The sequence below is a fragment of the Agromyces protaetiae genome (assembly GCF_004135405.1).
In the GTDB taxonomy this organism is placed as follows: Bacteria; Actinomycetota; Actinomycetes; order Actinomycetales; family Microbacteriaceae; genus Agromyces; species Agromyces protaetiae.
In genome coordinates this window covers 963,926-975,449 of the sequence record NZ_CP035491.1, presented here as the reverse complement: position 1 = coordinate 975,449, position 11,524 = coordinate 963,926, and the positions used below count along the sequence as shown (strand labels likewise).

Genomic DNA, 11,524 nt, shown 5'->3' with positions numbered 1-11,524 from the left:
CACCATTCGAATCAAAGGAGGCGACAACCGTGAACATCCGCACCAAGAACACCCGCACCATCCGTACCGCGACGACGATCACCGCTCTGGGGATTGCAGCCATGATGCTCGCAGGCTGCGCCTCCGCTGGGGCCGCCGAGCCGCCCGCGACCGACGCCGCAACTGACGCGACTGCGGGTCTCTCGGTCGACGAGATCCACCTCGGCTACTTCGCGAACGTCACCCACGCGCCCGCACTCGTCGGCATCGAGGAGGGCCTCTTCCAAGAGGCGCTCGGTGACGACGTCACGATCACGACGCAGGTCTTCCCCGCGGGCCCGCCCGCCATCGAGGCGCTCACCGCCGGGGCGATCGACGCGACGTTCGTGGGGCCGAACCCCGCGATCAACACGTTCATCCAGTCGGCCGGGGCCTCCGCCCGCGTCGTCGCGGGAGCCGCGACCGGCGGCGCTGCGCTCGTCGTGCGCGACGGCATCGACAAGCCTGCAGACCTCAAGGGCACCTCGCTCGCGACCCCACAGCTCGGCGGCACGCAAGACGTCGCGCTGCGCAACTGGCTCACCGAACAGGGGCTGAAGAACGACACCTCGGGCGGCGGCGACGTGCATGTCACGCCGACCGAGAACGCGCAGACGCTCACGCTCTTCCAGCAGGGCGACCTCGACGGCGCGTGGCTGCCCGAGCCGTGGGTGTCGCGGCTCATCATCGACGGCGGCGCGCACGTGCTCGTCGACGAGACCGACCTCTGGGAGGACGGCAAGTTCCCGACCACGGTGCTCCTCGTCCGCAAGGACTTCCTCGATGAACACCCCGACGCCGTCGAAGCGCTCGTTGCGGGCAACCTCGCGGCGATCAAGTGGATCGACGACAACCCCGAAGAGGCCCCCGAGGTCATCAACGGCGCGATCGAGAAGGAGACCGGCAAGGCGCTCGCGCCCGAGGTGATCACGCGCGCGCTCGACAACGTGACCTTCACGGCCGACCCGGCCGCGGGCACGTTCAAGACGCTCGTCGACCACGGCATCACGGCCGGCGTGCAGAAGGAGGGCTCGATCAAGGGCCTCTTCGACCTGCGCATCCTCAACAAGCTCCTGGAGGCCGACGGCGGCACGCCCGTCTCGGCCGGCAAGCTCGGCGAGGACTGACCGTCGTGACCGACGACCGTTCCACTGCGCCCGGGTCCGCTTCGGCGGGCCCGGGCGCGGGCGCGCCTGCGTCCGGCGTCTCCGCCGATCGTCTCGGCCCGAGCTTCGACGGGAACACACCGCTCCGGGTGCCCGGCCCGCCCGTCGCGCCCGCCGTCAGCATCCGCTCGGTGTCGAAGCGCTTCGGCGCGGGGCCGCTCGTGCTCGACGGCATCGACCTCGACATCGCTCCCGGTGAGTTCGTCTGCCTCCTCGGTGCGTCAGGCTGCGGCAAGTCGACGCTGCTGAACCTCATCGCGGGTCTCGACCGGCCGACGTCGGGCACGATCGACACGCCCGCCGAAGGCTCGGCCGTCATGTTCCAGGAGTCGGCGCTCATGCCGTGGCTGAGCGCCAAACGCAACGTCGAGCTCGCACTGCGCCTCCGCGGCGTGCCCCGGCGCGAGCGCGGCGAGCTGGCCCTCGCCCTCCTCGACACGGTGAACCTCGCGGATGCCTCGGAGAAGCGGCCGCACGAACTGTCGGGCGGCATGCGTCAGCGCGTCGCGCTCGCGCGCGCCCTCGCACAAGACCGGCCCGTGCTGCTCATGGACGAACCGTTCGCGGCCCTCGACGCCATCACCCGCGACCTCCTCCACGAAGAGCTCGAGCGCGTGTGGAAGGCGACGGGACGCACGATCGTCTTCGTCACCCACAACGTCCGCGAGGCCGCCCGCCTCGGCCAACGCGTCGTCCTGCTCTCGAGCCGACCCGGACGGGTCGCGGGCGAGTGGCGCATCGACACGACCGGTCGGCGCATCGAGTCGCCCGAGGTCGCCGCCCTCTCGGTCGAGATCACCGAGAAGCTGCGCAAGGAGATCCGCCGCAATGCCGCGTAGAGACGTGCTCCACGAACCCACGATCACCGAAGCGGTCGAGCGCGTGCGCGCGGCCGAGACATCCGTCGCCGTTCCGAGCGCTCCCGTCGCGCCGACGCGGTCGACGAATGCCGCAGACGAGCTCCGCACGCTGTCGGCCGGTCTCGACCGGCTGCAGACCGACGGCGAACGCCGGCAGAGCCCCTGGCGCGTGTTCACGACGAGCGTGCTCCCGCCCATCCTCTTCGTCGTCGTGCTCATCGCGATCTGGCAGGCGTACGTCGTCATCGCCCAGCCGCGCCCCGACATCGTGCCGAGTCCGCTGCAGGTCGTCGGCGCGTTCGGCGACGCGTGGGAGGCGGGCCGTCTGCAACTCGCCGTCGCGACGAGCCTCGAGCGCGGCGTGCTGGGCTTCCTCATCGCGATCGCCGTCGGCACGCCGCTCGGTCTGCTGCTCGCGGAGTCGCGCGCGGTGCGCCGTGCCGTCGGCCCCATCGTGTCGGGTCTGCAGGTGCTCCCGTCGGTCGCGTGGGTTCCGGCCGCGATCATCTGGTTCGGGCTGTCGGATGCCACGGTGTACTTCGTCGTCCTGATGGGCGCGATCCCGTCGATCGTGAACGGCCTCGTGTCGGGCGTCGACCAGGTGCCGCCGCAGCTCCGCCGGGTCGGCAAGGTGCTCGGCGCGAAGCCGTGGCAGCTCGCGACGAGCGTCGTGCTGCCCGCCGCCCTGCCCGGCTACCTCGCGGGGCTCAAGCAGGGCTGGGCGTTCTCGTGGCGCTCGCTCATGGCCGCCGAGATCATCGCGACGGGCGGCACGATCGGATTCGGCCTCGGCTCGATGCTCGATCAGAGCCGTGAGCTCGCCGACCTCGCGGGCGTCATCGCGACGATCCTGCTCATCCTCACGATCGGCATCCTCATCGAACTGCTGTTCTTCGGCCCCATCGAACGCCGGATGCTCCGCCGCCGCGGCCTGCTCCAGGCGGTGCCGCGATGAGCGGGCCGAGTCGGCCGGCGGGCCGGGTCATCCTCGTCGGCGCGGGCCCGGGCGACCCAGGGCTGCTGACCGTGCGGGGCCTGCGGGCGATCGAGGCGGCCGACGTCATCGTGGCCGACCGGCTCGGCGCCCGCTCGGTGCTCGACGGCCTCGCGGCCGAACGCGCTGCGGCGGGCGACCCGGCGCTCCGCGCCGAGATCGTCGACGTCGGCAAGCTCCCGGGCCACCACGCCGTGCCGCAAGACGCGATCAACGACCTGCTCGTGCAGCTCGCGCGGCAAGGCAAGCGCGTCGTTCGCCTGAAGGGCGGCGACCCCTACATCTTCGGCCGCGGCGGCGAAGAGCTCGCGTTCTGCCAGGCCGCGGGCGTCGAGGTCGAGGTCGTTCCTGGCATCACGAGCGCCGTGTCGGTGCCCGCGATCGCCGGCATCCCGCTCACCCATCGCGGCCTCGCGACGGCGTTCACGGTCGCGACCGGACACGACCAGATCGCCGACCTCGGGGGCGGCCGCGACCACACCGTCGTGCTCCTCATGGGCATCGGCACCCTCGCGAACTCGGCGATCACCCTCGCCCGCGGCGAACGTGGGGGCGAATGTCCAGTCGCGATCGTCGAAGATGGGTATGGGCCCGCGCAGCGGGTCACGATCGGAACGCTCGACACGATCGCCTCGCAGGCGGCGCGCCGAGGCATCCGTTCACCTGCCGTCGTCGTCGTCGGCGACGTCGTCACCTTGAGCCCGTATGCGCCCGAGGCGCTGTCCACACCCGTTCGAAAGGCAACCGAGCTGTGACCCTGAACCTCCGAGTCGCGATCGTCGGCGCCGGCCCCGCCGGCATCTACGCGGGCAACATCCTGAACAACGCCGTCACCGAGCAGGGCGGCGAAGTCGCAATCGACCTGTACGAGTCGCTGCCCGCGCCGTACGGACTCATCCGCTACGGCGTCGCGCCCGACCACCCCCGCATCAAGGGCATCGTCAACTCGCTGCACGAGATGCTCGACGCGGGGTTCATCCGCCTCATCGCGAACGTCGAGATCGGCCGCGACCTCTCGATCGACGAACTCCACGAGCACTACGACGCCGTCATCCTCGCGACCGGCGCGATCCGCGACGCGGCCCTCGACATCCCCGGTATCGAGCTCGACGGTTCGTACGGCGCGGCCGACTTCGTGAGCTGGTTCGACGGACACCCGGATGTCCCGCGCACCTGGCCGCTCGAAGCGGAATCGGTCGCCGTGCTCGGCAACGGCAACGTCGCGCTCGACATCTCGCGCATCCTGGCGAAGCACGCGGTCGACCTGCGATCGACGGATGTCCCGGCCAACGTCTACGAAGGGCTCGCGGCGTCGCCCGTGACCGACGTGCACGTGTTCGGCCGCCGCGGACCCGCCGAGGTGAAGTTCACGCCCATCGAACTCCGTGAGCTCGGCGAGGTGCCGAACGTCGACATCGTCGTCGCCGACGAGGACTTCGCGCACGTCGACCCGGCGCAGGCGCCGAACAACCAGGTCAAGATCATGCTCCGCACCATGGAGTCGTGGCGCACGCGTCCCTCCACGGGCGCGAGCCGCCGCCTGCACCTGCACTTCTACCACCAGCCCGTCGAGGTGCTCGGCGAAGACGGCAAGGTCGCGGGCATCCGTTTCGAGCGCACGACGCCGCTTCTCGGCGAAGACGGCGTGCCGACGGGCGGCGTCGTCGGCACCGGCGAGTTCCGCGACTACGACGTGCAGGCCGTGTACCGAGCCGTCGGCTACTTCGGCTCGCCCCTCGCGGGCGCGCCGTTCGACGCCGCACGCGGCGTGGTCTCGAACGAGGCCGGCCGCGTGATCGACGAAGACGGCTCGCCGATCCATGGCCTCTATGCGACCGGCTGGATCAAGCGCGGCCCCGTCGGCCTCATCGGCCACACGAAGTCCGACGCCATGGAGACGATCGAGCACCTCGTGGCGGACGCGACGGCCGGCGCCCTTTCGGCTCCCGTCGTCGACGACCCCGACGCTGTGCTCGCCCTCCTCGGCGAGCGCGAGGTCGAGTACACGACCTGGGACGGCTGGCTCGCCCTCGACGCGCACGAGCGCGCCCTCGGCGAGGCCGACGAGTTCCCGCGCGAGCGCGTCAAGGTCGTGCCGCGCGACGAGCAGGTCGCGCACTCACGGTCGGGCGCGCTCGCGGGCTGACGCCACCGTCCGCTGATGCCGGGCTCCGTCGGGGCTCGGCATCAGCCGTTTCGGCGCCGGCTCGATGACGAACTCAGGAACAATCCGGCGACACGCCACTGCGACAAGCGTCGCCGCGGCGAGTCGCCGGTTCCTTCCTGAAAACGTGTCGGCCCGCGAGCCGGGGTGACGGACTCACGGGCCGACGACGGCCCTCATGCGGAGGGCCCCGCAGCCGGATGCCTCGCGCCTACGTGTGCGCGAGCTCCACGGGCACCGGCTTGGGCTCGAACCCTGCCGCAGCCACGCGCTCTGGGTCGTGCCGGAGGCACGAGACGCTGCGCCGCGGGTCGTCGCCCGGGACATCCGGTGCCGTGAGCTCGGGCGTGACCGACGTGCACGCGTCCCACGCGAACGCGCAGCGGTCACGGAACGGGCAGCCGCCGCCGAGCTTCGACAGGTCGGGCGGCGAGCCCGGGATGCCCGTGAGCTCGCGGCGCGCGCCGCGGAGCGGCGGGAACGAGTGGAGCAGCGCCGACGAGTACGGGTGGCGTGGGCGGTGGTAGACGTCGAGCGATGCGGCATCCTCGACGATCTCGCCCGCGTACATGATCGCGATACGGTCGGCGATCTCGATGAGCAGGGACACGTCGTGCGTGATGAAGATGACCGAGAACCCGAGGCGTTCACGCAGCTCGGCGATCTGCTCGACGATCTGCCGCTGCATGACGACATCGAGCGCCGTCGTCGGCTCGTCCATGATGAGCACCTGCGGGTCGAGGGCGAGCGCCATCGCGATCATGACACGCTGACGCATGCCGCCCGATAGCTGGTGGGGGAAGTCACGCAGTCGGTCGGGCGAGATGCCGACGAGCTCCAGCAGCTCGGCGGCACGCTCGAGCGCCTCCTTCTTCGACACCTCGGGCCGGTGCGCGCGGATGCCGTCGGCGATCTGCGCGCCGATGCGGAACACGGGGTTGAGCGAGTTCATCGCACCCTGGAAGACGATCGCGAGATCCTCCCACCGCGACGCGCGGAGCGCGCGGTCGTCGAGCGAGAGCAGGTCGGTCTTCGTGCCGTCGCGGTCGGTGAAGAGCACCTCGCCGCCCGTGATGAGACCCGGCGGGGGCAGCAGCCGTGTCGCCGCGTACGCGAGCGTCGACTTGCCGCAGCCCGACTCGCCCGCAAGCCCCAGCACCTCGCCGCGACCGAGGGTCAGCGACACCTCGCGCAGCACGTGCACGGCGTTGCGGTCGAAGCCGTAGTCGACCGACAGGTTCTTGATCTCGAGCACGGGGTCGACGACCGCGGACGGCGTGTGCGCACCCTGGGGGCTGAGGAGCGTCATGCGCGCGTTCCCTTCGTGACATCCGGGGCTGAGGCGGCGCGCTTCGCGAGCGCGACCGCCGAGGTCGAGGCATCCGTCTTCACCTTGCGTTCCACGGGCGTGAAGCCGATGCGGGGCCGGATGCCTCGCTTGCGCAACTGCCGGGCGTTCATGCCCGTCGACCGAAGCCGCGGGTTCACGAACTCGTCGATGCCGAAGTTGATGAGCGTGAGGGCCATGCCGAGCAGGGCGATGCAGAGCCCCGCGGGGATGAACCACCACCACGCGCCGCGCTGCAGCGCGAGCTGGCTCTGCGCCCAGAAGAGCACCGTGCCCCAGTTCCAGTCGCTGCCCGAGCCGATGCCGATGAACGCGAGCGTGATGAGCGAGAGCACCGCGAACGTGACCGTGCCGACGAATCCCGACGCGATGATCGCCGTCAGGTTCGGCAGGATCTCGGCCGTGATGATGCGCCACGTGCGCTCGCCGTTCGCGCGCGCCGCCTCGATGAAGTCACGTTTCCTGAGCGAGAGCGTCTGCGCACGCAGCACGCGCGCGCCCCACGCCCAACCTGTGACGGCGATGACGACGGCGACCGTGAGACCGCCCGCGCTCGGCAGCTGCCCCGCGATGATGATGATGAGCGGCAGCTGCGGGATGACGAGGAACACGTTCGACAGCGCCGACAGCGTCTCGTCGCCGGCGCCGCCGAGGTAGCCCGCCGCGACGCCCACGATGACGCCGATCGCCGTCGCGAGGATGCCCGCGACGAACCCGACGACCATGACGCCGCGCGTGCCGACGATGAGCTGGCTGAAGATGTCTTGACCCAGGTGGGTCGTGCCCATGAGGTGCTGCCACGAGGGCGGCTGCAGCAGCTCTTCGCTCTGCGCGCTCGGGTCGTACGGCGCGATCCACGGGCCGATGATGGCGATGAGGGTGAAGAACCCGAGGATCGCGAGCCCGGTGACGGCCTTCGCGTTCCGCAAGAACAAGAACTGCTGCCCGCTGCCGCGCTTGCGCTTGACGGCGGCCGCCGCGACGACGCCCGTCTGCGGCGCCTGCGTCGGCGCCTCTGCGGCGCGGGTCTCTTCAACGAGGGTCGGATCGATCGTCATCTCAGCCCTCCTGTCGGGTGCGCGGGTCGAGGATTTCGCTGTCTCGACGGAGTCGAAGTCGGCCGGTCATCTCAGCCCTCCTGTCGGGTGCGCGGGTCGAGGAATGCGTAGACGAAGTCGGCCAGGATGTTGGCCGCGAGCACGGCGATCGTGATCACGAGGAAGCATCCCTGCATGAGGGGGTAGTCCTTCGCGTTGACCGCGTTGAACAGCAGGAAGCCGATGCCCTGGTAGGTGAACACCATCTCCATGATGAGCGTGCCGCCGACGATGAAGCCGAGCGAGAGCGCGAAGCTCGACACCTGCGGCAGGATCGCGTTGCGCGCCGCGTAGCCGAACATCACGCGTCGCTCCGAAAGGCCCTTCGCCTGCGCGACCGTCACATAGTCCTCGGATGACACGGTGACGACCATGTTGCGCATGCCGAGGATCCACCCCGAGATCGAGGAGATCACGATCGTGAGCGCAGGCAGGGTGCCGTAGTAGAGCACGGATGACACGAACTCCCAGTTCCAGGCCGGGATGAGCGAGCGGTCGTAGCTGCCCGACGACGGGAACCAGCCGAGCGTCACCGAGAACGTGAAGATCGCGATGAGGCCGAGCCAGAAGTACGGCACCGCCGAGAAGAACGTCGAGATCGGCAGGAGCGAGTCGGCCCACGTGCCGCGGCGCCAGCCGATGCCCGTGCCGATGAGCGTGCCGACGAAGAAGCTGATGATCGTCGCGATGCCGACGAGGCCGACCGTCCACGGCAGCGCCTGCCCGATGACTTCGGTCACGGGCATCGGGAAGAATGCGAACGAGATGCCGAGGTCGCCGCGGAAGAGCGTTCCCCAGTAGTCGAAGTACTGCTGCAGGAGCGGCTTCTGCTCGTCGAGGCCGAACATCGCGTAGAGCGCGGGCATCGCGTCGGTCGGGATCTTGCCCTGGTTCTTCGCGATGAGCGCCTTGACGGGGTCGCCCGGCATGAGCCGCGGGATGAAGAAGTTGATCGTGACCGCCGCCCACGCGGTGATCAGGTAGAAGACGATGCGCCGGGTCATGAACTTCATGCGACGGCCTCCTCGGCGGTCGCGCGTTCGCCGAACGCCTCGAGGACGTCGGTCACCTTCGGGCGGTCAGGCCGGTCGGAGTAGCCCCAGCACGCGGCCTCGCGCACCTGCCCGTCGGCTCCTTCGCCCACGGCGATCAGCGGCGGCACTTCGGCCCGGCACAGGTCGGTCGCGAAGGGGCAGCGCGGGTTGAAGCGGCATCCGCTCGGCGGTCGCACGAGGCTCGGCGCCTCGCCGCGCGCGCCGTGCGCGCGGGCCTCGAGGTCGTCGGGGTCGGGCGCGCTCCGGACGAGGAGCTGGGTGTACGGATGCTTCGGGTCCTGCGTGACCGACTCGCTGTCGCCCTGCTCGACGATGCGGCCGGCGTACATGACGACTGTGCGGTCGGCGAAGTACCGGGCCGACGCGATGTCGTGGGTGATGTAGAGGATCGCGATCTTGAGGCGATCGCGGAGGTCCTTCAGGAGGTTGAGGATGCCGAGGCGGATCGACACGTCGAGCATCGAGATCGGCTCGTCGGCGAGGAGCACCTCGGGGTTCGCGGCGAGCGCGCGGGCGATCGCGACGCGCTGGCGCTGACCGCCCGAGAGCTCGTGGGGGTACTTGTCGACGTAGCGCTCGGTCGGCGTGAGCTGCACGCGCTCGAGGAGTTCGGTGAGGGCCTGCTCGAGGGCTGCGCCGCGCAAGCGGCCGCGGTGGATGCGGAGGCTGCGGGTGAGGATGTACCGCACGGGGTGCACGGGGTTCAGCGACCCGAACGGGTCCTGGAAGATCATCTGCACGCGGCTCACGTACTGCCGGAACGCGCGGCGGTTCTTGGTCTTGGCGTCCTCCCCGTGGAGAAGGATCTTGCCGCCCGTCACGGGCATGAGCTGGGCGAGGAGGCGGGCGATCGTCGACTTGCCCGAGCCGGACTCTCCGACGAGGGCCACCACGCGGCCGCTGTAGAGCGCGAGGTCGACGTCGTCGACGGCGTGGACGACGCCCTTCGAGCGGATGCCGCCTCGCACGGGGAAGTGCTTCTGCATCCCGACGGCCTCGAGGACGGGGGCGTCCGAGGCTTCGGGAGCGGTGCCGGCTTCGGGTGCCGGGCTTACGGGTGTGGAACTCATGACGTCCTTGTCGGTCTCGCGGTCGGGGGTGCGGCGGGCGGTCGCCCGCCGCACCCCGTTCCAACGCTCTCGCGAGGTTACTTCGTCGGCTCGAGCTTCGACAGGATCAGCGCAGCCTGCGGGCCCGTCGGCTGCGGGTTGGCGTAGGGGTCCTCAGCCGTCGGGAAGCCCGTGTAGTTGGCCGTCGAGTACTGCGCGACCGCCGGACGCTGCCAGATCACGAGGCCGGGAGCGTCGTTCACGAACGCCTCCTGGATCGTCTTCATGGCCGCGGCGCGGGTGTCGTCGTCCGAAGCGCCCTTGAACGCGGCGAGCGCGGCCGTCACGTCGGGGTTGTTGTAGCGCCCGAAGTTCCAGTTCGCGGTCTCGCCGAGCGGCACGTACGACGCGCCGTCCATGATGTTCGAGTAGAGGTTCCACGGCGTGGACCCGTTGTCGACCCAGTGCAGGCTCGCTTGGAAGTTGCCGAACGGGATGGTGTCGTTGAACCACGTGTCCTGCACGATCGGCTCGACCGTGGCCTCGGCGCCGAGCTCCTTGGCGCCCGCCGCGATGATGTCGAGGGCCGACAGGTAGTCGCTCCAACCGGCCGGGTTGGTGAGCACGAACGTGACCTTCTCGCCGTCGGGGTCGAGGAGGGCGCCCGAGCCGTCCCACGTGTAGCCCGCGTCGGTCAGGATCTGCTTGGCCGCGTCGACGTCGACCTCGGTCTCCTGGCCCTGGAACTGCGGGTCGATGAAGGCGTCACCGGTCGGGGTCGGCAGACCCGTGACCGACGTCAGCACGGGCCACACGCCGTAGCCGGCCTTCTTCGAGATCTCGGGCCGGTCCATCGTGAGGTTGAGCGCCTGACGGAACGCGACGTTGTTGAACGGCTTCGTCTCGTTGTTCAGGAACAGGACGTCGACGCCGAAGCCGCCGCCCGCGACCTGGTGGAAGTGCTCCGGGTCCTTCGCGATGAACGTGTTCTCGTAGTCGGGGATGAACGTCCAGCCCCACTGCGCCTCGCCCGTCGTGAGCGCGGTCGTCAGGCCGTTGTTGTCGTTGAAGGTGTCGTAGCGGAGTGCGCCGACCTTCGTCTCGCCGCCCCAGTAGGTCGGGTTCGGCTTCATCGTGACCGACTGCGGCGTGAACTTGTCGAGCAGGAACGGACCGGTGCCGATCATCTCGTCGTCGGTGAACTCGACGGGGTTCGCCTCCTTCGACCAGATGTGCTCGGGCACGATGAGGAGCTTGTAGAGCTTGTCGCGGTTGACGTACTGCGACGTCGTGAAGCCGACGACGACCTTGCCGTCTTCGACCGAGATGTCGCCGTACTGGTCGGGGAAGTCGATGTTCAGCTCGGGGTTGTCCTTGCGGAGCTGGATCGAGAACGCGATGTCGTCGGCGGTGAAGTCTTCGCCGTCGGACCACTTGACGCCCTCGCGCGGCGTGATCGTCGCCTGCGTCGAGTCTTCGTTCCACTCGACCGACTCGGCGAGCCACGGGGTCGGGTCGTCGGTCGGGTGCAGCTCGTTGATCTGCATGAGCGACTCGTAGACCACGAACGCGTAGCCGAGCGAGAGCGATGCCGATCCGGTGGCGAGCGGGTTCTGGTTGGGCGACTGCGGGCCGTTCGGCATACCGACCGTCAGGACCTTGGTGCTCGCCCCTCCGCTGTCGCCCGACGGGCTGGCGCTGCAGCCCGTGAAGGCGAGGCCGGCGGCGACCAGAATGGCGCCGGCGGCGAGGATGCTCTTTCTCATTTCCATG

The 11,524-nt window shown here is 69.8% G+C and carries 10 protein-coding genes; 5 read left to right on the top strand and 5 right to left on the bottom strand.

Translation table 11 applies throughout. The features are described from left to right. The first annotated feature begins 29 nt into the window (after positions 1–29). From ET445_RS04520 to ET445_RS04500, 5 genes are all read left to right on the top strand, one after another. Positions 30–1,145 carry an ABC transporter substrate-binding protein gene (locus tag ET445_RS04520; RefSeq protein ID WP_243695323.1) on the top strand — a complete coding sequence of 372 codons (1,116 nt, stop codon included), beginning with the start codon at positions 30–32 and terminating at the stop codon, positions 1,143–1,145. Between the two features lie 128 nt (positions 1,146–1,273). After that, positions 1,274–2,023, top strand: coding sequence for an ABC transporter ATP-binding protein (locus ET445_RS04515; protein WP_129192403.1), 750 nt, complete (start codon positions 1,274–1,276; stop codon positions 2,021–2,023). After that, positions 2,013–2,999, top strand: a complete 987-nt coding sequence (locus ET445_RS04510) for an ABC transporter permease (protein WP_129189226.1) — start codon at positions 2,013–2,015, stop codon at positions 2,997–2,999. The genes ET445_RS04515 and ET445_RS04510 overlap by 11 nt, the downstream gene beginning before the upstream one ends. After that, positions 2,996–3,793, top strand: coding sequence for a uroporphyrinogen-III C-methyltransferase (cobA, locus tag ET445_RS04505; protein ID WP_129189224.1), 798 nt, complete (start codon positions 2,996–2,998; stop codon positions 3,791–3,793). The genes ET445_RS04510 and cobA overlap by 4 nt, the downstream gene beginning before the upstream one ends. Continuing rightward, on the top strand, positions 3,790–5,184 hold the full coding sequence (locus ET445_RS04500) for an FAD-dependent oxidoreductase (RefSeq protein ID WP_243695322.1): 1,395 nt from the start codon (positions 3,790–3,792) through the stop codon (positions 5,182–5,184). Before cobA ends, ET445_RS04500 begins: the two co-directional genes overlap by 4 nt. Before the next feature lie 229 nt (positions 5,185–5,413). On the opposite strand, the gene ET445_RS04495 is transcribed toward ET445_RS04500, so the two are convergent. The 5 genes from ET445_RS04495 to ET445_RS04475 all read right to left on the bottom strand — a co-directional run bounded on the left by ET445_RS04495 (position 5,414) and on the right by ET445_RS04475 (position 11,517). Further along, a complete protein-coding gene (locus ET445_RS04495; protein ID WP_129189222.1) occupies positions 5,414–6,511 on the bottom strand; it encodes an ABC transporter ATP-binding protein in 1,098 nt (365 codons plus the stop codon). Continuing rightward, the gene (locus ET445_RS04490) at positions 6,508–7,608 is read right to left on the bottom strand and encodes an ABC transporter permease (RefSeq protein ID WP_129189220.1); all 1,101 of its coding nucleotides are present in this window, start codon (positions 7,606–7,608) and stop codon (positions 6,508–6,510) included. The genes ET445_RS04495 and ET445_RS04490 overlap by 4 nt, the downstream gene beginning before the upstream one ends. 71 nt (positions 7,609–7,679) lie before the next feature. After that, positions 7,680–8,660: an ABC transporter permease gene (locus ET445_RS04485; RefSeq protein ID WP_129189218.1), complete on the bottom strand. Its 981-nt coding sequence runs from the start codon at positions 8,658–8,660 to the stop codon at positions 7,680–7,682. Beyond that, a complete protein-coding gene (locus ET445_RS04480) occupies positions 8,657–9,772 on the bottom strand; it encodes an ABC transporter ATP-binding protein (protein ID WP_129189216.1) in 1,116 nt (371 codons plus the stop codon). Before ET445_RS04480 ends, ET445_RS04485 begins: the two co-directional genes overlap by 4 nt. A 77-nt stretch (positions 9,773–9,849) precedes the next feature. Beyond that, a complete protein-coding gene (locus ET445_RS04475; protein ID WP_243695321.1) occupies positions 9,850–11,517 on the bottom strand; it encodes an ABC transporter substrate-binding protein in 1,668 nt (555 codons plus the stop codon). Positions 11,518–11,524 lie beyond the last annotated feature (7 nt).

Coding starts and splice junctions, on each gene's coding strand:
- ET445_RS04490 (WP_129189220.1), bottom strand. CDS start 7,608: ATGACGATCGATCCGACCCTCGTTGAAGAGACCCGCGCCGCAGAGGCG.
- ET445_RS04495 (WP_129189222.1), bottom strand. CDS start 6,511: ATGACGCTCCTCAGCCCCCAGGGTGCGCACACGCCGTCCGCGGTCGTC.
- ET445_RS04475 (WP_243695321.1), bottom strand. CDS start 11,517: ATGAGAAAGAGCATCCTCGCCGCCGGCGCCATTCTGGTCGCCGCCGGC.
- ET445_RS04480 (WP_129189216.1), bottom strand. CDS start 9,772: ATGAGTTCCACACCCGTAAGCCCGGCACCCGAAGCCGGCACCGCTCCC.
- ET445_RS04510 (WP_129189226.1), top strand. CDS start 2,013: ATGCCGCGTAGAGACGTGCTCCACGAACCCACGATCACCGAAGCGGTC.
- cobA (WP_129189224.1), top strand. CDS start 2,996: ATGAGCGGGCCGAGTCGGCCGGCGGGCCGGGTCATCCTCGTCGGCGCG.
- ET445_RS04485 (WP_129189218.1), bottom strand. CDS start 8,660: ATGAAGTTCATGACCCGGCGCATCGTCTTCTACCTGATCACCGCGTGG.